This is a genomic window from Novosphingobium sp. BL-S-21 (assembly GCF_055521655.1).
This window is the reverse complement of record NZ_CM145496.1, coordinates 2,471,170-2,489,906: the sequence shown is the minus strand read 5'-3', so window position 1 is coordinate 2,489,906 and position 18,737 is coordinate 2,471,170. Positions and strand designations below refer to the sequence as shown.

21 protein-coding genes are annotated in these 18,737 nt (G+C 67.1%); 15 read left to right on the top strand and 6 right to left on the bottom strand.

Going from position 1 to position 18,737, the window contains the following annotated elements; translation table 11 throughout:
• Window positions 1-39 precede the first annotated feature (39 nt).
• The 12 genes from ACZ1J6_RS20380 (at window position 40) to ACZ1J6_RS20325 (ending at window position 9,447) form a co-directional block, all read left to right on the top strand.
• Window positions 40-1,533 (top strand): hypothetical protein, encoded by a 1,494-nt coding sequence (locus ACZ1J6_RS20380; protein ID WP_465127918.1) that lies wholly within the window; start codon window positions 40-42, stop codon window positions 1,531-1,533.
• Window positions 1,534-1,560: 27 nt separating this feature from the next.
• Complete coding sequence (locus ACZ1J6_RS20375; RefSeq protein WP_132268255.1) at window positions 1,561-2,166, top strand: flagellar basal body-associated FliL family protein; 606 nt, start codon at window positions 1,561-1,563, stop codon at window positions 2,164-2,166.
• A gap of 25 nt (window positions 2,167-2,191) precedes the next feature.
• Window positions 2,192-3,124: a FliM/FliN family flagellar motor switch protein gene (locus ACZ1J6_RS20370; protein ID WP_465127917.1), complete on the top strand. Its 933-nt coding sequence runs from the start codon at window positions 2,192-2,194 to the stop codon at window positions 3,122-3,124.
• A gap of 43 nt (window positions 3,125-3,167) precedes the next feature.
• On the top strand, window positions 3,168-3,488 hold the full coding sequence (fliN, locus tag ACZ1J6_RS20365) for a flagellar motor switch protein FliN (RefSeq protein ID WP_132268252.1): 321 nt from the start codon (window positions 3,168-3,170) through the stop codon (window positions 3,486-3,488).
• Window positions 3,488-3,784, top strand: coding sequence for a FliO/MopB family protein (locus ACZ1J6_RS20360; RefSeq protein WP_132268250.1), 297 nt, complete (start codon window positions 3,488-3,490; stop codon window positions 3,782-3,784). Before fliN ends, ACZ1J6_RS20360 begins: the two co-directional genes overlap by 1 nt.
• Window positions 3,781-4,566: a flagellar type III secretion system pore protein FliP gene (fliP, locus tag ACZ1J6_RS20355; RefSeq protein ID WP_442044932.1), complete on the top strand. Its 786-nt coding sequence runs from the start codon at window positions 3,781-3,783 to the stop codon at window positions 4,564-4,566. The genes ACZ1J6_RS20360 and fliP overlap by 4 nt, the downstream gene beginning before the upstream one ends.
• A gap of 3 nt (window positions 4,567-4,569) precedes the next feature.
• On the top strand, window positions 4,570-4,860 hold the full coding sequence (locus tag ACZ1J6_RS20350; RefSeq protein ID WP_132268246.1) for a flagellar biosynthetic protein FliQ: 291 nt from the start codon (window positions 4,570-4,572) through the stop codon (window positions 4,858-4,860).
• Window positions 4,857-5,657: a flagellar biosynthetic protein FliR gene (gene fliR / locus ACZ1J6_RS20345; protein ID WP_465127916.1), complete on the top strand. Its 801-nt coding sequence runs from the start codon at window positions 4,857-4,859 to the stop codon at window positions 5,655-5,657. The genes ACZ1J6_RS20350 and fliR overlap by 4 nt, the downstream gene beginning before the upstream one ends.
• Window positions 5,654-6,790, top strand: a complete 1,137-nt coding sequence (locus ACZ1J6_RS20340) for an EscU/YscU/HrcU family type III secretion system export apparatus switch protein (RefSeq protein ID WP_465127915.1) — start codon at window positions 5,654-5,656, stop codon at window positions 6,788-6,790. The genes fliR and ACZ1J6_RS20340 overlap by 4 nt, the downstream gene beginning before the upstream one ends.
• 55 nt (window positions 6,791-6,845) lie before the next feature.
• Window positions 6,846-8,300, top strand: a complete 1,455-nt coding sequence (gene fliD / locus ACZ1J6_RS20335; RefSeq protein ID WP_465127914.1) for a flagellar filament capping protein FliD — start codon at window positions 6,846-6,848, stop codon at window positions 8,298-8,300.
• 1 nt (window position 8,301) lies between these two features.
• A complete protein-coding gene (locus tag ACZ1J6_RS20330) occupies window positions 8,302-8,676 on the top strand; it encodes a flagellar export chaperone FliS (RefSeq protein WP_132268239.1) in 375 nt (124 codons plus the stop codon).
• A gap of 168 nt (window positions 8,677-8,844) precedes the next feature.
• A complete protein-coding gene (locus tag ACZ1J6_RS20325) occupies window positions 8,845-9,447 on the top strand; it encodes a response regulator transcription factor (RefSeq protein WP_132268237.1) in 603 nt (200 codons plus the stop codon).
• Window positions 9,448-9,720: 273 nt separating this feature from the next.
• Here the strand turns inward: ACZ1J6_RS20325 and ACZ1J6_RS20320 are convergent, their stop codons facing one another.
• Complete coding sequence (locus ACZ1J6_RS20320; protein WP_132268236.1) at window positions 9,721-10,212, bottom strand: hypothetical protein; 492 nt, start codon at window positions 10,210-10,212, stop codon at window positions 9,721-9,723.
• Window positions 10,213-10,421: 209 nt separating this feature from the next.
• On the bottom strand, window positions 10,422-11,141 hold the full coding sequence (locus ACZ1J6_RS20315) for an alpha/beta hydrolase (protein WP_314464213.1): 720 nt from the start codon (window positions 11,139-11,141) through the stop codon (window positions 10,422-10,424).
• A 203-nt stretch (window positions 11,142-11,344) separates the two neighbouring features.
• Between ACZ1J6_RS20315 and ACZ1J6_RS20310 the strand changes: the two genes are divergently transcribed.
• Both ACZ1J6_RS20310 and ACZ1J6_RS20305 read left to right on the top strand, forming a co-directional pair.
• Window positions 11,345-12,079 (top strand): class I SAM-dependent methyltransferase, encoded by a 735-nt coding sequence (locus tag ACZ1J6_RS20310; RefSeq protein ID WP_465127913.1) that lies wholly within the window; start codon window positions 11,345-11,347, stop codon window positions 12,077-12,079.
• A gap of 65 nt (window positions 12,080-12,144) precedes the next feature.
• Window positions 12,145-13,002 carry a DUF3617 domain-containing protein gene (locus tag ACZ1J6_RS20305; protein WP_465127912.1) on the top strand — a complete coding sequence of 286 codons (858 nt, stop codon included), beginning with the start codon at window positions 12,145-12,147 and terminating at the stop codon, window positions 13,000-13,002.
• A 6-nt stretch (window positions 13,003-13,008) separates the two neighbouring features.
• Here ACZ1J6_RS20305 and ACZ1J6_RS20300 read toward each other — a convergent pair whose 3' ends face one another.
• The 4 genes from ACZ1J6_RS20300 to ACZ1J6_RS20285 all read right to left on the bottom strand — a co-directional run bounded on the left by ACZ1J6_RS20300 (window position 13,009) and on the right by ACZ1J6_RS20285 (window position 17,493).
• Complete coding sequence (locus ACZ1J6_RS20300) at window positions 13,009-14,166, bottom strand: aminotransferase class I/II-fold pyridoxal phosphate-dependent enzyme (protein ID WP_465127911.1); 1,158 nt, start codon at window positions 14,164-14,166, stop codon at window positions 13,009-13,011.
• 453 nt (window positions 14,167-14,619) lie between these two features.
• Window positions 14,620-15,423, bottom strand: a complete 804-nt coding sequence (locus ACZ1J6_RS20295; RefSeq protein ID WP_465127910.1) for an SDR family NAD(P)-dependent oxidoreductase — start codon at window positions 15,421-15,423, stop codon at window positions 14,620-14,622.
• 12 nt (window positions 15,424-15,435) lie between these two features.
• Window positions 15,436-16,188, bottom strand: coding sequence for an SDR family oxidoreductase (locus ACZ1J6_RS20290; RefSeq protein ID WP_465127909.1), 753 nt, complete (start codon window positions 16,186-16,188; stop codon window positions 15,436-15,438).
• Between the two features lie 195 nt (window positions 16,189-16,383).
• Window positions 16,384-17,493 (bottom strand): helix-turn-helix transcriptional regulator, encoded by a 1,110-nt coding sequence (locus ACZ1J6_RS20285; RefSeq protein ID WP_465127908.1) that lies wholly within the window; start codon window positions 17,491-17,493, stop codon window positions 16,384-16,386.
• 125 nt (window positions 17,494-17,618) lie between these two features.
• Here ACZ1J6_RS20285 and ACZ1J6_RS20280 point away from each other — a divergent pair, with 125 nt between their 5' ends.
• Complete coding sequence (locus tag ACZ1J6_RS20280; protein WP_465127907.1) at window positions 17,619-18,737, top strand: LLM class flavin-dependent oxidoreductase; 1,119 nt, start codon at window positions 17,619-17,621, stop codon at window positions 18,735-18,737.

The window sequence follows — 18,737 nt, the reverse complement described above, 5'->3', positions numbered from 1 at the left end:
CCATCTTTTCGAACGCTCGACACGAGGAACCTGCAAGGCATGATCCAGTTTTCCGGCCCGGTATCTGGCCCGGCACCAGTCGGCGCCCCGGCATCGGCACCGACAGTCGCCCCGGCCCTATCCGGAAGCGCGCCAAGTTCCGCCAAGGCCGCCGAAACGGGGGGCTTCGCCGCCCTGCTCGGCGCGGCGGGCGGCCTCGTGGCTACGGTGGAACCGGCGTCGGGGATGGTTGCCAGCATCGCGGCCGGGGTCGAAGCGGCCGTGAAGCGGGTGGCCGGGACCGTCCTGCCGGGCGGCAATGTCGGCAAACCGGGCGGCAAGATCCTGCCGGACGGCGAAGCAGAGCCCCCTGCCACCGAACCCGGCGCAAAGGATGGCACCACCGCCGAGAGCGAGGATCGGGTCGCGCCGCCGCTGCTCCCCGCAACCCTCACCGAACTGACCGCAGCGCTTGTCACGCCGCCGATGCCGCCGACGATGGTTCCGGCTTCGACTGCCGCTGGTTCCGCCGCCACCGCACCGCGCGGCGAGGCGACGATCATCGCGGCGAGGCTTCCGCAGCCCCGCATGCCCCTGCCCTCGGCTGTCGCCCCGGCTCCCTCCCCGGCCGCCGCAACGCCGCCTGCCGCTCTCGATACCGCCAGCATTACCCTGTCGCCGATCGCCGTCGTCGCAGCGGAAGTGCTGGAGGTTGCTCCGGGGCAGAGACCCGTGACAACAAGCCCGACACCGTCCGCTCACGCTCAACCCCTGGCCATCTCCGCAACCCGGGAAGCGCAGCCCCCCGCAACGCCGACACCCCAGCCTTTCGCCGGAGTGGCGGGCCCCCCCTCGCGCGGGACCGAGGCACCGGTGTTGCCGGCGGTATCGACCGAGATCGCATCCGGTCCGAGCGATTCCGCGCCGGAAGCCCCCCGCCCTGCGCTAGCTGCAGCGGTGCAGGATGCCGCGTTCCCATCGTCGCAAGTGCCCGCGCCCGTCCTGCAATCACCCCTTGTCCCCGCCCCGATCGACAGCCCAGGTCCGTCGCGACCCGCGGAAGCGCCTCAGGACTTTGCCACGCTTGTCGGCCGCCTGTCCGAAGCGCGCGAGGCGGCCAGCCCGCATCTCGTCCGCACCGCTCTCAACCATGCGCAGTTCGGGCCGGTCTCGCTGGAGTTCCGCCACGAGGACAGAGGGCTCTCCGTGACCATGGCCAGCGCTTCGCCCGGCTTCAACGGCTCGGTTCAGGCCGCCCTGGCCGCCTCGCTTGCCGCCCCCCTTGCCGGTGCCGCGCAGAACGGAACGTCCGGAGACCCGGCACGCGATAGCGGCCAACCGGCCGGGCAACACCAGCCCGCAACTTCGAGCAATGCAGCCAGTGGCGGCGGCGGCGATCTGCGTCAGCAGGCGTCCGGCGCCGATCGCGGCGGTGCAGGGGAGCGTCAGGGCGCGGGTGGCCAGCAGGGCTCCTCGCGCGAACGGCAGGCACACCACCATCGATCGTCCCGGCCCGAGCCGCGCGATGGCGACCGCAGCGGCATCTATGCCTGATCCGGCACCAAGGGGGGATTGCGTACAGTGAGCGAAAAGGCAGCGCAGGACGGCACCGCCGAGGCCAGCGGCAAGGCAGGAACCAGGCGCAGGGGCAAGTTGACTCTCGTGCTCATCGCCGCGGGCATGCTGGTGGTGGGCGGCGGCGGCGTGGCGGCGCTCATGATGAGCGGGATGATCGGCGGCCATGCCTCCAGCCGCGAGGACAACCAGCCCAAGCTGGTCCGCAAGGGCGAGGACGATCCCTATATGCCCAAGGCCGAGGGTGAAGAGGGCGCTGCGCCGCCCGAGGTCGAAGGCGACGGCGGCGATCCCTATCGCACTGCCTACTTCACCTTCAGCGAGGATTTCACCTCCAACCTCAAGGATTCGGACGCCCTCGTCCAGCTGAGCCTGGCCTGCTCCACGCGGCGGGATGGCCGAGTGGTGATCTGGCTGAAGAAGCACGAACTGGCGATCCGCTCCGCCCTGCTCGAAATCCTGGCCGATACGCCCGAGAACGACGTCTACACGATGCCGGGCAAGGACCGGCTGGAGAAACGGCTGACCGCCGCGATCAACAACGTGCTGATCCGCAAGGAAGGGTTCGGCGGCGTCGACGGCGTCTACTTCCGCACTTTCATCATCCAGTGAGACATCATCCAGGAAGGCAGCGGTAATGGCGGCTCCAGACTCGTCCCGCGGGCATGCAGCCCGCTCCCCGGCCCGTCCCCCGGGCCATCCCCCGGCACGTCACTGCAGCGAACTGCTGGGAACGGGTCCCTCGACCGCGGATCTGGTTCCGGCGTTCTCCCTGATCGGGGAAAGGCTGACGCGTGCGCTTGCCGTGGGCCTTGCCCGGCTTTCGGGCGGCGAGGCGCCGCTGGTGCGCGCCGCCATGCCGGTGGCTGCCACGCTGGCGACGGTCGAGGCCGGGATCGCGGGGCTGGCGGCGCATACGCTGATGGGCATGGGCGTCTCCGGCCTGCCGCTCCTGGCGATCTTCGAGGCCGCGCCGGTCTTCCGGCTGGTGGACCGAGCCTTCGGCGGCCCCGGTGAAGTGCCCGATCCCCTGCCCGAAGGCTTCCCGCTTTCCGCAGAACTCCTGCTCGCCCACATCGAGACTTGCGTGGCCGAAGCGCTCAGTTTCGCGCTCGACGGCCAAGGCGGCGAGGAGCACCGCGTCCGTCCGCTGCGCCGCGATGTCAGCCTGCGCCAGCTCGACCCTTTCCCCGCCCATGCCGACCTGCTGACACTGTCGCTGGACATCGAGGAGCCGGGCCTTTCGGCCTGGTCGCTCACTCTCGCTCTGCCGACCACCACGCTGGCCGCCGCCACCACGACGCCTCGCCACGGACCCCCGCGGCGGCGGCGCTTCGTGCATCCCGAACCGGCCGAGGAGCCCTTCGCCTCCATGCCGCTCGAAGTGACGGCGGTGCTTGTAGACATGCGGCTCGGCATGGCGCGCCTGTCCAACTTGCGCCCGGGCGAGATCCTGCCGGTGGCGGTGGCGCGCAGCGTTCCGCTCCAGATCGGTGGCCGCACGCTGGCCAGCGGCACGATCGGGGAAATCGACGACCGGGTCGCGGTCCAGGTCACGCACGCGTTCTGACGCCTTCACCCCGCCTTCCAGACAACAGGGACAACGACCGACGATGAGCATCCATCCCCGCGGCCTCGATTTTCTTCGCGACGTCGACGTGCGCCTGACCGTGGAACTGGGCCGGACCCAGATGAAGCTGAAGGACGTGCTCTCGCTCGGCCCCGAAAGCCTGGTCGTGCTGGACCGGCTGACCGACGAGCTGCTCGACGTGCTGGTCAACGGCAAGCCGATCGCGCGCGGCGAAGTGGTGTCTCACAACGGCCGCTTCGGCCTGAGGATCGTGGAGATCGCGGGGCTGGAGGGCGCCGAGGGCGGGTCGGCGGAAGATGCCCTGTCCCCGGCCCTGCCCGACGGCGAGGAAGGCGCGGCCTGATGCTCTGGTATCTGGCCAAGCTGGTCGTCCTGCTGCCGCTTATCGGGCTGCTGGCCTGGGGCTGCCTGATCCTGGCCCGCAAGATGCAGGAGCGGGCGGGGCTGAACGCCGGCAGCCGGTCCTTGCGGATCGTGGAGACGCTGATGCTCTCGCCCACCCAGCGCCTGGCGGTGATTGCCTTCCACGACCGGGAAATCCTGGTGGCAGCCACACGCCACGGCCTCACGCGCCTGGCGGAAGCCCCCGCGCGTCCGGATTTCGACGCCATCGTTGCCGCCGGGACCGCGGAGCCATGAAGCGCCTGTTCGCCACCTGCCTGCTCGCGGCTCTTTTCGTGCCGCTCGCCGCCCATGCGCAGGAGGCGATACCCGGCGCACTGGACCGCGCTTTGGGTTCCTTGGGAGGCAGTGGAGCGGGCGGCGCCGGAAGTTCGGGGGGACTGAGCATGTCCCTGCAGCTCCTGCTGGTCATGGGGCTGCTGACGATCCTGCCCAGCCTGATCCTGATGATGACCAGCTTCACCCGCATCCTGGTGGTGCTGGCCATCCTGCGGCAGGCGCTGGGTCTGCAGCAGTCCCCGCCCAACCAGGTGCTGATCGGACTGGCCCTGTTTCTCTCGCTTTTCGTCATGGCGCCCACGCTCGAAAGGGTGAACGCCGATGCCGTTGCGCCTTACGCCGCCGGCCGGATCAATGCCGAGCAGGGAATCGCGGCGGGGGGACGCGCCTTCCATGCCTTCATGATCCGCCAGACCCGCGAGCGGGACCTCATGATGTTCGCCGACATGGCCGCCCGGAACGGCAACGGACCGGCCCGCTTCGGCAGGAGCGAAGACGTGCCCTTCTCGATCCTGCTTCCCGCCTTCGTCACCAGCGAACTCAAGACGGCCTTCCAGATCGGCTTCATGCTGTTCCTGCCGTTCCTGGTGATCGATCTGGTGGTGTCTTCGGTGCTGATGAGCCTGGGCATGATGATGATGAGCCCCATGGTGGTCTCCCTGCCGTTCAAGCTGCTGCTCTTCGTGATGATCGACGGCTGGGCCCTGCTGATGGGTTCGCTGGCGGCGAGCTTCGGCTAGGCGATGGAAGACATCACCGCCCTGCTCTCGCTGGCCGACCGCATGCTCTGGGTGACGGCACTCGTCGCCGCGCCGGTCCTGCTGGCGTCCTTGGCGGTGGGGCTGGCGGTGGGCGTGGTCCAGGCCGCGACTTCGGTGAACGAGCAGACGCTGACGTTCGTGCCGAAACTGGCCGTCACCGCCGTGGTGCTGGTGGTTTTCGGCGGTTCGATGATGACCCTCGTCGGCGAGTTCGCACAGGAAGTCTTCGCGCAGATCGCCCGCACCGGACTGGCCGAGCAGGCCGCGCCGTGATCCAGCTGGACTTCGGGTTCGGGCCGCTGGAGACCGAATTCTGGCGGCTGGTCTTCGTGATGACGCGCATCGGGGCGGCCCTGGTCGCGGCCCCGCTCTTCGGCATCGCCGGCGTACCGCCGCAAGTCCGCGTGATCGGCGCGGGATCGCTGGCCGTGCTGGTCTGCGCCTGGACGAACGTCGCCGCACCGGCCGCGCTGTTCTCGGCCGCCGGGGTGCTTTGCGTCCTCGGCGAAGTGCTTGTCGGCCTGGCGCTGGGCTTCGTGCTCCAGCTTTCCTTCGCCGCGCCGATCCTGGCGGCAGAGCTGATCGGCGGCGCGATGGGCATGAACGTCGCCACCGCGGTAGACCCCAATTCCGGCGCGCAGTCTCCCGCACTCGGGCAGTATTTCGCGGTGGTGCTCTCGCTGGTCTTCCTCGCGCTGGGCGCCCATCTGCAATGGTTCGCACTGATCGTCGACAGCTACCGTGCCTTCCCGCCGGGGCACACCTGGCTCGGGGCCGAGCGCCTCGCCGCGGTTGCCGGGTTCGCGGGCCGCATGTTCGCCACGGGCGTGACCATCGCGCTGCCCGCCTGCCTGATCCTGCTGGTCGTGCAGATCGTCACCGGCGTGCTCGGCCGCTCGGCGCCTTCGCTCAACTTGTTCTCGCTGGGGCTTCCGGCAGGCGTGCTTGGCGGTATCGCCGCGCTGCTGGTGGGCGCCCCGGTGCTGACCGACCTCGTGGTGCGTCTTTCGGCCGACGCCGTCGAACAGACGGCCGAACTCCTGCAATCCGGCGGTGGCAGCGCGCCATGAGCGAACAGGAAGGCGAAAAGAGCTTCGCGCCCTCCGAGAAGCGCAAGCGCGAGGCGGCAAAACGCGGCGACGTGATCCGCTCGCGTGAACTGGCGACGGCAGCCTCGGTGGCGATCGGCGCGGCATGGCTGTCGCTGGCGGGCCCCTGGGTGCTGAACATGCTGGCGGAAGTGCTTCGCGCCGGCTTCAGCTGGGACAAGTCCGCGCTGGACGACTTCACCCCCGGCCGCCTGCTGATGGGTGCGCTCCTGGCCGGGCTTCCGCCGATCCTGGTGCTGGGCCTGGCGGTCGTCCTCGCCTCGCTGGTCTCTCAGCTCGGGTTCGGCGAAGGGCGCTGGCTCGGGGGCAACCTGGCGCCGAAGGGCTCGCGGATCAACCCGATGTCCGGCCTCAAGCGCATGTTCGGCCTGACCGGCCTGATCGAGATGGCGAAAGGCATCGCCAAGGTCGCCCTGCTCGGAACGATCGCCTGGACCTGGGCCGAAGGGCGGCTGGAAGCTTTCGCGCGGCTCGGGCGGGGCAACCTTTTCGCAGAGCTGGCCTATGCCTGGGACGCACTGGTCCAGCTTCTCTTCTGGCTCTCCGCCGGGCTGTTCGTGATCGCCCTCGTCGACCTGCCGGTGCAGCTCGTGCGCCGGATGATGCGCCTGCGGATGACCCTCCAGGACGTGCGAGACGAGCAGAAGGAAAGCGAAGGCTCGCCCGAAAAGAAGGCGGCCATAAAGGAGCGGCAACGCAAGATCGCCATGGGCGGGCTGGTCCCGGCGATGAAGGATGCGCAGTTCATCATCACCAATCCGGCGCATTTCGCCGTCGCCCTTGCCTACGACCCCGCCATGGCGCCTGCCCCGCTGGTCATCGCCAAGGGTCGCGGCGATCGGGCGCAGGCGATGCGGCAGATGGCGCCGGAGTTCTCCCTGCCGGTGCTCTCCTACCCCGCGCTCGCCCGCTCGGTCTATTTCACCACGCGCGAAAGGCAGATGATCCGCGAAGACCACTATGTGGCGATTGCCGCGATCCTCGCCTTCGTGCTGGCCCTTCGGCGCGGGGAGCATCGCCACCCGCCGCAAGTCTCCGTTCCTGTCACCGTCCGCTTCGATGCCGAAGGGCGCCCCGATCCCCGCCAGGGCTGAGAAATTCTCCCGAGCCGCCCCTTAACGAATGCCTACCCCTGCCGTTCTCCGACCCATGGCTACCACCACCGCATCGACCGCCGCGACTTCGTCACTGACCAGTTCCTCGCTGGTGACCGCACTTGGCGGCGGCAGCGGCGTGGACATGGCAGCCCTGGCCAACAATCTGGCCAATGCCCAGTTCGCCAGCCGGAACGACCGCCTGACAGCCCGCTCGGACAAGCTGGGCACCCAGATTTCCACGGCCTCCAACATCAAGTCCATGCTGCTTTCGCTCGATACCTCGCTAGGGACGCTGGTGCGCTCGGGAGACCTGGCGCGCACGCCCAGCCTTGCCAATGCCGCGGTCGGCGCGGCCAGCCTCACCGGCACCTCGACACCCAAAGGCACCTATTCGCTGGAAGTCACCCAACTCGCCCGGGGCCAGCAACTGGCGAGCAAGGCTTATCCGGCCGCCACGGACAAAGTCGGCGCGGGCACGCTCACCTTGCGCTTCGGCACCGTCTCCGGCAGCGCGTTCACGGCGGATAGCAGCCATGCGGCGGTCGATGTGACGATCGCGGCGGGCGCCTCGCTTGCCGACGTGGCCAAGGCCATCAACGCCGCGAACGCCGGCGTCAGCGCCTATGTCGCCCAGACCGTGGACGGCGCGCAACTTGTGCTGAAGGGACAGGAAGGCGCCGCCAACGGCTTCATGCTGGAAGCGAGCGAAGACCCCGCCAATCCCGGCCTCTCGAAGCTGGCCTGGAGCCCCGCCACGGGCTCCGCTTCGGGCCAGGCCCAGCTTCTCGCTGCCGCGCAGGATGCTGCCTTCAAGGTCGACGGCCTGGCGATGACGGCCAGATCCAACACCGTCAGCGACGCCGTTCCGGGCGTGAAGCTCCTGCTTGCCGCCACCAATATCGGCGCGCCGACCACGGTGAGCTTCGCCAATCCCGCCACCTCGATCGCGGGCGCCATGCAGGACTTCACCGACGCGCTGAACGAGGTGATGTCCGCGCTCAATACGGCCACCGCGATCGGCGGCGATCTCGCCAACGACGGCGGTGCGCGCGCCCTGAAGCGCGCGCTTTCGGGCCTGGCCGGATCGACCATCATGCCGAATGCCACCGGCACGGCGAAGACCCTGGCCGACATCGGCCTCAAGACCCAGCGCGACGGCACTTTCGCGCTCGATACCGATCGGCTGAACACGGCCATCGCCGCCGATCCCGAAGGCGTGACGGCCATGTTCACCAACGGCCTCCACGGGGTCTACGCCAGCTATGACAAGATCTATCGCGCCGCGACGTCCAGCACCGATACCAGCTCTCTGGGCGGCTCGATCTCGCGCTATACCAAGTTGCTCGCGCAGATTTCCGATGACCGGAGCAGTCTGGCGGAACAGCAGGAGAAGCTCCGCGCCCGCCTCTCCTCGCAATTCTCCGTCTCCGAAGCGCGGATCGGCGTGTCGAAATCGACATTGACGATGCTGCAGAACCAGATCGCCCAGTGGAACAAGAGCAGTTGAGATGCGGCGCCAGCTTTCCCCGGTCGAAGCCTATCGCCGGGTAGACTTCGATGCGCGCGTCAGCGGGGCCGGGCCGGCGGAACTGGTCCATTTGTGCTACGAACACCTCGTGGCCGCGCTGGGCACCGCCATCCATGCCGACCGCAACGGCGACAACGGGCTCAAGAGCCGCTCGCTGACGCGCGCCCTTACGGCGATCACCGCCCTGCATCTCGGCGTCTCGGGCGAGAGCGAGGTGGCCGCTGCGCTCAACCAGCTTTACGATGCCGCGCGCCGCACCGTGCTGGACAGCGCCATCGCTTTCGACGCCCGCAGCCTTGCGGCCCTGCGCGCCGACTTCGCCGAGATCGGACAGGCCCTGCTCGCCCAGCGCTGACGGTTCACGGCACGGGAAATGTTGCCGTTTCGGTTGCCGAAACCCGCAGTGCCCCGCGCGTCTCGTTGCCGGGAGGCGGGTCATAGGTCGATTTTGGAGCAGGTCCAGCGCGCATGAAAGCGATCATGCGATATCCCCCTAGGCACAAGCCGAAAAGGGAGAATACGCATGGAGCGGATTTCCAATCTCATCCTGATCGACAACGATCTGCGAAGACGCGCCGCCATCAGTCATGCCCTCTCAACCGGGCAGATACATGTCGAACCCTTCGAGAATATTTCCGAGATCGCCAGCGCCTGGCCCCGCTCCGGGGTCATCCTCATCCACGACGAGCCCGGCGTGATCGACGACCTGATCGACAACATGGCCCGTCATGGCGAGTGGTTCCCGATCATCGCCTTCAGCGAACATCCCCACGCCAACCGCATAGTCCAGGCCGTGCTTGACGGCGCGATCGACTATATCGCCTGGCCCATCGCCGCGGAGGAACTCAACGCCACGCTGGCGCGCGCGATCGACCGCGCCGAGCATGTCGGCAATGCCAAGCTGCGCGAAGTCATGGCCCGCGCCCGGATCGATCGCCTGACCCGGCGGGAGCGCGAAGTGCTGGGCGGCGTCGCCAGCGGCCTTTCGAACCGGCTGATCGGCGAACGGCTCTCGATCAGTCCGCGCACCGTGGAAATCCACCGCGCCAACATGCTGAACAAGCTGGGCGCCAACCACACGTCCGACGCGATCCGCATCGCCATAGAGGCTTCGCTGGTGAACTGACGGGCGAGCGGACACGGACATGACCCTAAGGGCCGCCCTACCAATGCTTAAGCGATCCCGTGTCACAACGCTCGCGCCGGCACGCCACTCCAACAGCGCCGGCCCCGGGCGCTTCGGCAAACCCGGCCGTATTCCCCTCCCGGCCCGAAGCGTTCGCGGGAACGCGAATGAACCCGAACTGGCGGCGCCTCGCTCGACGTGCGACCGTGCGGAGCGCCGCCCCGTTCGCACATCTGCGCCGCCTGTTCCGGAAAAATCGGCCCTTGGCCCGGCCTAGTGGAGGCGTACCCCCGAAGGCAGCGTCACGGGCGCCGCTTCCGTGTCGCGGCGCTCCATTCCGGTCAGCAGCTTGGAGACATAGGCCGCCAGAAGCGCCAGCGACAGCGTCGCCGCCTCGCAGATCATCTCTTCGGAGCCATCCGCCATCACCAGGGTGGCGAGGCAGGTTCCGTTCAGCCCGCGCGAAAGCATGAAAGTATCGTTGGGACCGATCAGCGCCAGGACTGCACTCTCGGTGGCGCCGCAAGCCAGCATGGCCTCGATCGCGGCGGGGTCCAGCTTGTGCGCCGACTTCGGCTCGGGCTTCTGGCCAGGCTTCTGACCCGCGCCAAGCCGTTTCTCCCCTCGCGCAGGATCGTGGAGGAACAGCAACAGACCCTCGCGAATACGGTCGTGTTCCTCGGAGGGCGCACTGCCCGCACAATCGTGCAGGAAGTCGCGCAGGCGCGCGATCCACACTTCCGTACTGCATACGTGCTGGGTCAAGGGACTCGCCACCGTGTTGTTGCTTGGTACGCCAAAGTCCCCAACCGGCGCGGACTGTCAATCCGCGCGCCGGGTCGGATCAAGGGCGCGTGCCATCCTGCTACAGGGGCGGGGCCATTCCTGAAACGCTAATCGCGGTTAAATCTTCTGCACGTGCGACCAGCAGATTCAAGGGCTTGCTTTCGGAAGCCTGCCCAAGAGCATTCGAGTCAGGTGCCCTGGGCGATGGCATCAAGGCGTTCTGCAACCCATTTCGGTTCGGTCAGCATGAGGTCATGCCCGGTGTCGATATCCCAAACGCGCCCGTGGGAGCGCGCATCGAGCAGCCTCATGTCGCGGCCGGGAATGGTCGATGTGCAGATCAGGTGGCTTTCCGGGATCGCCCGCATGGCCGCCTCGTTGCGGAAGACGATCTTCTGCTCGAAGCACTTCCAGGGCTGCGCCGTCAGCCTGGCATCGGTCCAGGCGCCGAGTTCGGGATCGGTCACCCCAAAGAACGCCGCGAAGCCCGGCATCGGCGCCATGACCATCGGCACACCGCCCACGTCGTGCAGACCCTGCCGGGCCATGTGGATCTGCTCATGGGCATGTTCGTAAAGCGATTCGCCATCGCGCGGATAAGCGGCATCGAGATAGACCCGGTGCCCGACCCGCTCCGGCTTGCGGTCCGCTGCCCCGGTAATGACCATGCCGCCATAACTGTGCCCCACGAGAATGGCCTGCGTCAGATCCTCGAACTCCAGCAAGCCGGCCACGTCATCGATGTGCGTATCTAGGTCGATCGCCTGGCTGAGAACATGCGCACGATCCGCCAGACCGCTCAAGGAGGGTGCATGCACCTCATGCCCCATGGCCCGCAGCCGCTGGGCGACCAGCTTGTAACACCACCCACCATGGCCGCCGCCATGAACCAGCACGAATGTGGCCATCGTTCCCCTCCACCCTTCTTTTCACAGCAAGAAAAGCGCCGAGGCGCGTCCGCGGTCAATCGCAGCGCGTTCGCAGGGGCGATGCCTGACAGCGCCCCGAAAAGACTTCCGGATCTGGCGGATCTCGCCGGATCTCCACATTAAAACTTTGAAATCACGCCTTCCCGTTTGGCAGTGAAGACCAGCGATACTAAAGAGATACGATGGCTGACAGCGATCACAATTGGCGTCTATGGGGTGAACGCGACCCTTATTATGCAGTTCTCACCGATGCGCGTTTTCGCAGCGACCGCATCGAGGATCATCGGCAGAATTTCTTCGAAAGCGGCCAGGCCTTCGTGGCGCATTGGCTCACCCAGTTCGAAGCGCATTTCGGCCCGCTGCCGCGCCAGCGCGCGCTGGATTTCGGGTGCGGGGTGGGACGGCTGACAATTCCGCTGTCCGATCACTTCGAAACCGTGACGGGGCTCGATATCGCACCCGCCATGCTGGAGGAAGCGCGTCGCAACAGCGCCGGGCGGCAGATCGACTACGTCCTTTCCGACGATGCGCTCTCACGGGTTGAGGGCACGTACGATTTCGTCAACAGCTGTATCGTGCTTCAGCATATCCCCGTGGACCGCGGCATGAACCTGCTCAGCCAGTTGCTCGGCCGAGTACGACCGGGCGGGGGGTGCCTCATCCAGCTTTCCACGAAACGCAATCACGGCAAGTGGCGCGAACTGCGCTACCGTATTCGCCATGCGGTTCCCGGTGGGCAAGCGGTGATGAACCTGATCGACGGCCGAGCTGCCGATACGCCGGTCATGCAGATGAACGAGTATCCGCTGGATGCAGTGCTGCGTCTGTTTCACGAGAATGGGTTCGAGAAAATGGTGGTTCGCTACGAGGACCACGGCGGTACGGACACTGCGATGATCTTCGCCCGGCGGGACTAACGCCGCGCACGGAATTCGAGTGCCGAAGCGGGGCATGACCTCGCAGGGATGGAGGAAGGATCGACGTGCGCCGCGCTCTGGCCTGTCTTGCCGCTGCGGGGCTCGCATGTGCGGCACTGTTCGCCCATTCGCACGCACAGACGCCCGAGCCTGCCGCCACCGCGATTCCTTCGGGCGAAGACATCGTCGTGATTGGCCGGAAGATACGCCGCGTAAAACTGAACTACGCGCTATGGGGCGCGCACATGAAGCGCTGCGATGTCATGATCTCCAGCGGCGATGCCGACATCGATCGCTTCGTCTGCACCGTGCTCAATGCCTGCATCAAGGACGGCTTCCGTGACGTGGTCCCGGCCAAGGCCTGCCTGGCCGAGCGGATCGCCTCGGTCGCCTATCGGCCGCCGCGCTGGGATCCTGCCGAGAGCGAGCCGGTCGATCTCGCCGCGACCGTTCCGCGCCTGCCGCCATCGACGCCGATCGCCGTGCCCAGGGAAGCGCCGGCTGCGGAGATCGTCGTCATCGGCGGGCGGCCGCAAGTCACGCCGGGCTTGTGGCAGATCAAGGAGTCCGCGACATTCAACGAAAAGCCCACACGGGAATTTCAGCTGAGGCCTGGAAAGACCTACACCGTCTGCATTGCTCCGGGCAAGCATGACGATGCGCTGGAGCGACTTCTGGCCGCCGCCACCGGCCTTGCCGAAGACGGATTGTGCACGCGTTCGACCGTGAAGATCAAAAGCGGCAAAGTGACCGGCGGCAAGACTTGCGCGGCCGGCATGTATTCCCTGAGCTACGACGTGCACGGCAAGGTAGGCGCCGATACGATGGACACGGCCGTCTCGATCTTGGGCGAGGGTTCGAATTTCAAGCAACGGTATCGCAGGCGGGTGACGGGATCGCGGATCGGCGATTGCCCCGCCTGAAAGGCCTCAGGCCGAACGCGCTTTTGCCCTGCTCGCGAACCACGGCACCATGCGCGCGATTGCCTCTTGCACCAGGGCGGTCGAGACCGCGAAGCTGAAGCGGATGAAGCGGTGCCCATCGACCGGGTCGAAGTCGATCCCCGGAGCCGTGGCGACTCCGGTGTCGCGCAGCAATTGCTGGCAGAAGGCCAGGCTGTCCTCGGTCAGATGGCCGATGTCGGCGTAGATGTAGAACGCGCCATCGGGCGGGGCGATCCGGTCGAGGCCGAGGCTGGGCAGCGCGGCCAGCAGCAGTTCGCGATTACGGGCGTAGCCCTCGACATGGCCTTCCAGTTCGGCGGTCTCGTCCATGGCGATCAGGCCCGCGTGCTGGGCCAGGACCGAGGGCGTGAGGAACAGGTTGTTCATCCGCGCGCGCGCCGGGGCGACGACTTCGGGCGGCACCACCAGCCAGCCAAGGCGCCAGCCCGCCATCGAGTAATACTTGGAGAAACTGTTCACCACCACCGCTTCCGGCAGATGCTGCAGCGTCGACTGCGCCGGCGCGCCATAGGCCAGGCCATGGTAGATTTCATCGGAGACGACGCGGATGTTCTTACGGCGGCAGACCTCCGCAATGGCCGCGAGTTCCTCGGGCGCGATCACGGTTCCCGTGGGGTTGGCCGGGCTGGCCAGGATCAGCCCGTCCGGCGCGGGATCCAGCGCATCCAGCGCCGCGGCCGTCACTTGATAGCGCTCGGCCGGACCGCAGGCCATCTCCACCGGTTCGAGGTAAAGCGTCTTCAGTGTATTGCGGTAAGCGACATAGCCGGGCCGGGCCAGGGCGACCCGCGCGCCGGGCACGAAGAGACTGGAAAGCGCCAGCACGAATGCGGGCGAGGCGCCGCAAGTCAGGATCACCTGCTCGCGGTCGATCTCGACGTCATAAGCCTCGCGGTAGTGCCGGGCGATGCGCTCCAGCAGAGCCGTGCTTTCCCAATAGCCGCCGGGGTCGCTGTCCAGCACGCGGTGGGCTGCGGCAATGGCGGCCGCCGGCGCTCCGGTGGAAGGCTGGCCATATTCCATGTGGATCACGTCCCGCCCTTCGCCCGCCAGTTCGTAAGCAAGGCGGCCGATGGCCATGGCGTGGAAAGGGTCTACCCGGGCGATCTCTGAAACGGTCATGGCCGCGTTGCTAGGCGGCTTGCCATCGGCAGGCAATCCTGTTGCCGGCTGGCGTGACGGCCGGGACGAAAACGGAGCGTGATCTGCCTCACGGCGCGGCTGGCGAGAAGCTGCCATAACCATCTTGTTCGAATCGGAAGTGGCAACGCATCTGGCCCGGACACTGCCGCGAACCGGCCGACCCGTGATGCGACCCCACGGCAAGGCTCTACCGGCAGGCAAATTTCATAACTCGGCGGCAGCCTGACCACTATCGGCTGAATTCAGCCCATGGCGGCTGCCGCCGGCTTTGTACGGTTTCCAATCCGGCCCCGACCGGATCGCGGCGCCGGCCCACATTCGCCCAGAGCGATAATCCCGGGGGGGAAGTTATCGCAAGGGGGTGACCTCCTCGCCGAGGTCTGGCGGATCGAGTGGCCGGCGCCGCGCCTCTGGGGCGTCCCGTTTTCGCACTCAGCCCGGATTGGCGCTGGCGATGCCGGGGCGCTCTGCCCCCATGCCCGAAAAGCCGATGCAATATCCGCCGTCCACCGGCAGGACCACGCCGGTCACGTAAGCCGATTCGTCGCTGGCGAGGTAGAGCGCAGCCTGGGCGATGTCCTTCGCCAGGCCCCAGCGCCCCATCGGAATGCCCGCGAGCACCGGAAACTCGGCCGGCGGCTCGGCATGGGTGCGCGATGCCTGCACCAGCCCGGTCCACATCGTGCCCGGCGCTATGGCGTTTATCCGGATGCCCTGGTCCGAATAATCCAGCGCCGCTGTTTTCGTGAGCTGGTTCACGCCCGCCTTGGCCGCGCCGTAGACCGAATGATGCTTCCATCCGACCACGCCCGAGGCCGATGTCGTATTGACGATCGCCCCGCCGCCCGTCTTGAGCATGGACGTGATCCCGTACTTCATGCCCAGAAACGCGCCGCGCAAGTTGGTGGCGTGGACCCGGTCCCAGGTCTCCAGCGACTGGGTGTGCAGCGGCGCCATCGGCCCGCCGAATCCGGCATTGTTGCAGAGCACGTCGAGCCGCCCGAAGCGGTCCTCGGCCGCGGCGATCATCGCCTGCACTTGCGCCTCGTCGGAGACGTCGCACTGGACGCCCACGGTTTCGCCGCCCAGCGCGGCCGCCACTTCGTCCTGCTTGCCCGAAATGTCCGCGAGCACCAGCCTGGCGCCTTGCGCGTGGAACAGCTCGGCCATCGCCTTGCCCATGCCCGAACCGGCACCGGTGACGATGCAGACTTTATCCTGAAGCCTTCCAGCCATGTTCATTCTCCCTCAGGCGCTGGTGTCGATGGTCGGGCGGATCGAGATCTCGGAGATGTTCGTCCGGCGCGGCATGGCCAGGATGAAGACCAGCGCCTCGCCGATATCGCGCGGCTTCACGGCGCCTTCCTTGCTGACATGGGCCTTAATCGCGGTGCGCCACTGCGGGTCGGAGATCGAATCCGCCACTTCGGTCTCGGTCGCGCCCGGCATCAGCGTGGTGACGCGGATGTTCTTGCTGCCCAGTTCCTGCCGCATGCCATCGGTCATCATGTTCACCGCGTGCTTGCTGGCCGAATAGGCGCTGGTCATCGGGCCGCCCTTGCGCCCGGCGAGCGAGGAGATGGTGATGATGTCGCCCACGCCCTGCGCCAGCATGTGCGGCACGGCGGCGGCGCTGGTGTAGACGGTGCCCATCAGGTTGATGTCGATCACCCGGCGGTAGTTCGCGGTATCGCAGTTCTCGATCCCGCCCGCTTCCATGATCCCCGCCGAGTTGATCAGAATGTCGATCCGGCCGAACGCTTCGACGGTCTTCTCCACCGCCCCGCGCGCGTCGTCTTCCAGGGTCATGTCACCGGGGATCGCCAGCGCCTTGCCGCCCGCCGCCTCGATCTGGGCGACCAGCCCCGAGAGCCGCTCCACCCGGCGCGCACAGACGGCGACCGTCGCCCCTGCCTCGGCCAGGCAAAGCGCCGCGGCCTCCCCGATCCCCGACGACGCGCCGGTAACGAGCGCGACCTTTCCTGCAAGCTGGCCCGACATGCCTTCTCCACTCGTTCGCGCGGCACCTTGCGGCCGCTTCGTATCCATTTGCTGGCAAGGGCTCCGGGCGAAGTCAACGAAAAATGCTGAACAACTGTTCAAATCGCTGCTGCGAGGTGCGGGGAATGTATCCAAGTTGAGAAGGGGCATGGAACGAAGCAGGGGACCATGCCCCAAGGCTTCCCTCTGCTTCCTTCAAGCAATCGCCAGCACACTGCGATGGATGAACCGCACCAGATCCGCCTGCCCCCGCGCCCCGGTTTTCGCGTAGATACGCTTGGAGTAGGTCCGCGCCGACTCCACCGTAAGCCCCACTTCCGGCCCGGCCTCGGCGATCGACAGCCCCCGGCTCAAAGCCAGGGCCAGCCGCGCCTCGCTGGCGGTGAGGTCGAACAATTGTGCAAGCTGCCCGCAACGGTCGGCCGAAGACCAGTGATCCGCATGTAGGTAGCAAAGCACTGCCGGCGCCGCCCGCGTCGTGCCCATGCGCCGGCCGGAGGGCACGAGCAGCAGGTCGAGCCAAGGCTCCCGGCAGAGCACCAGCGCACGCGGCCGGGCGTCTGGGTCACGTGCCAGTTCGCCGACCGCTTCGGAGAGTTGCCGCCGCAGCCTGGCGTCATGCGCGCTGAGCCGCCCATCGCGCGTCTGCGTCAGGCCGTTCGAGCCCGCCAGCATCCGCGCGCCCAGCGGATCGGCATCCAGCACCCGCCCCTCCCCGTCGAGCGTCACCCAGCCGAAGTTCATCCGCCGCACCGCCTCGCGCTCGATCTCGGCACCCATGCGCTCGCGCTCCAGCGCCACAAAGCTGCCCAGCGCGGCGCGCAGATGCGGGGCCAGGTCTTCGAGCAGGCCGTCGATATCCGCCGCGAACTCCCCGTCGCGCCGGGTAATCGTGATCCAGCCGTTCACGCCGCCCGCCTCGGCAAAGCGGATCATCCGCATGTGGTTCATGCCCGAAGGTGCGAGCAACTGGTCGAGATAGGCATCGTGCTTGGGGTCGCCGAAACGCAGCAATTCGTGCAGCGCATGAGTCCGCCCCTCCTGCATGGCGTGATAGGGCATCGGGTCGCGCAGATAGAGGCTCTCCCGATAGAGCCGCGAGATCGGCGGGGGAGAAGGCTGGCCGGAGTAGAGGTGGATCACCCGCGCCTCGGGCGTGCCCATCGGCAGAGGCCGGAACACGAGGCTGGCATAGTCCGCTGCAACGCGCGCCCGCAAGGCATCGAGGAAGCGCCGCCAGGGCGGGTCTTCCACCAGTCCCTCGATCAGCGGCACCAGCAGCGCCGCGTCCTCTCCTTGCAGCATGTCCGTGATCCCCAAATGGGAATGTGCCTGAGCCGAGGGCTAACCCACAAGCGGCCATGGAGACAACGAGCGGCGCCGAACCATCACCCCAACGATTGACGGACGCGGCCTGAGAGGATCACATCATGAAAGTGCAGCCCGCAGCCTTCCTGCGAACCACCCTGCCGCTGGGCATCGACATGGCGCAGGACTACGATTCGGGTCGCTATCATTCGATCTGGCTGCCCGATCACATGGTCAGCTTCTGGCCCGATTCGATCTGGACGCCGGAGTTCACCGATCTCGCCAAGGCATCGCCCAGTCCGCACCGCCATCTCGACGGGCTGGCCGTCGCCGCTGCCACCGCCGTGTTGACGAAGAATACGCCGCTGGCGACCACCGTGGTCGATACCGTGCGCCGCCACCCCTCGTTGCTGGCGCAGACGGCGCTGACGATCAGCCACTTGTCCAAGGGCCGCTTCATCCTCGGCCTCGGTTCGGGCGAGCTGGAAAACACCGTCCCTTACGGCTTCGATTTCGACAAACCAGTGGGCCGGCTGGAAGAGGCGATCAAGGTCATCAAGCTGCTCTGGCATGCGGACGGCCCGGTCGATTTCGAAGGACAGTTCTTCCACCTCCACCACGCGCGGATGGATACGGAGTTCTACGAGGGCAACGCCCCGCCGATCTGGCTGGGGGCCGCAGGTCCGCGCATGCTTGCGATCACCGGACGCGAGGCGGATGGCTGGTGGCCGGCGGGATCGTGGACGCCGGAAGACTATGCGGCGAAGCTCAAGGTCATCCTCGACGCGGGCGACGCGGCGGGGCGCGACATGAGCCACTTCACCCCCGCGATCACCCAGATGTGCCTGATCGGCGAGCCTGACGAAATCGACGAAATGCTGCGCGCGCCGATGGTGAAGTCGATCATCCTGATGATGACCGCGAAGGACCTTGCCCAATTCGGCTACGAACACCCGATGGGCGCGGACTGGCGCGGGATCATGGATTTCGATCCCGTACGTCTCAGCCGTGAGAAGATGGTGAAATTCTGCGAAGAGATGAACCCGCAGGCGATCCGTGACGTGCTCCCCACCGGCACGCCCAAGGACGTGGCACGGAAGATCAAGGGCTTCGCCGACGCTGGGATGCGCGTCTACAAGCTGATGGAATATGGCGCGATGGGCGGCATGAAGTTCTCCGCCAGTAGCGCCGCCAAAGTCCGCGAGACCGAAGACGAAATCGCGCGTCTGGTGGAGGGCTGA

Excerpts from the sequence above, each read along its gene's own strand:
- ACZ1J6_RS20380 (WP_465127918.1), top strand. The coding sequence starts at position 40 with ATGATCCAGTTTTCCGGCCCGGTATCTGGCCCGGCACCAGTCGGCGCC.
- ACZ1J6_RS20370 (WP_465127917.1), top strand. The coding sequence starts at position 2,192 with ATGGCGGCTCCAGACTCGTCCCGCGGGCATGCAGCCCGCTCCCCGGCC.
- fliN (WP_132268252.1), top strand. The coding sequence starts at position 3,168 with ATGAGCATCCATCCCCGCGGCCTCGATTTTCTTCGCGACGTCGACGTG.
- ACZ1J6_RS20360 (WP_132268250.1), top strand. The coding sequence starts at position 3,488 with ATGCTCTGGTATCTGGCCAAGCTGGTCGTCCTGCTGCCGCTTATCGGG.
- fliP (WP_442044932.1), top strand. The coding sequence starts at position 3,781 with ATGAAGCGCCTGTTCGCCACCTGCCTGCTCGCGGCTCTTTTCGTGCCG.
- ACZ1J6_RS20350 (WP_132268246.1), top strand. The coding sequence starts at position 4,570 with ATGGAAGACATCACCGCCCTGCTCTCGCTGGCCGACCGCATGCTCTGG.
- ACZ1J6_RS20340 (WP_465127915.1), top strand. The coding sequence starts at position 5,654 with ATGAGCGAACAGGAAGGCGAAAAGAGCTTCGCGCCCTCCGAGAAGCGC.
- fliD (WP_465127914.1), top strand. The coding sequence starts at position 6,846 with ATGGCTACCACCACCGCATCGACCGCCGCGACTTCGTCACTGACCAGT.
- ACZ1J6_RS20330 (WP_132268239.1), top strand. The coding sequence starts at position 8,302 with ATGCGGCGCCAGCTTTCCCCGGTCGAAGCCTATCGCCGGGTAGACTTC.
- ACZ1J6_RS20325 (WP_132268237.1), top strand. The coding sequence starts at position 8,845 with ATGGAGCGGATTTCCAATCTCATCCTGATCGACAACGATCTGCGAAGA.
- ACZ1J6_RS20315 (WP_314464213.1), bottom strand. The coding sequence starts at position 11,141 with ATGGCCACATTCGTGCTGGTTCATGGCGGCGGCCATGGTGGGTGGTGT.
- ACZ1J6_RS20310 (WP_465127913.1), top strand. The coding sequence starts at position 11,345 with ATGGCTGACAGCGATCACAATTGGCGTCTATGGGGTGAACGCGACCCT.
- ACZ1J6_RS20300 (WP_465127911.1), bottom strand. The coding sequence starts at position 14,166 with ATGACCGTTTCAGAGATCGCCCGGGTAGACCCTTTCCACGCCATGGCC.
- ACZ1J6_RS20295 (WP_465127910.1), bottom strand. The coding sequence starts at position 15,423 with ATGGCTGGAAGGCTTCAGGATAAAGTCTGCATCGTCACCGGTGCCGGT.
- ACZ1J6_RS20290 (WP_465127909.1), bottom strand. The coding sequence starts at position 16,188 with ATGTCGGGCCAGCTTGCAGGAAAGGTCGCGCTCGTTACCGGCGCGTCG.
- ACZ1J6_RS20285 (WP_465127908.1), bottom strand. The coding sequence starts at position 17,493 with ATGCTGCAAGGAGAGGACGCGGCGCTGCTGGTGCCGCTGATCGAGGGA.
- ACZ1J6_RS20280 (WP_465127907.1), top strand. The coding sequence starts at position 17,619 with ATGAAAGTGCAGCCCGCAGCCTTCCTGCGAACCACCCTGCCGCTGGGC.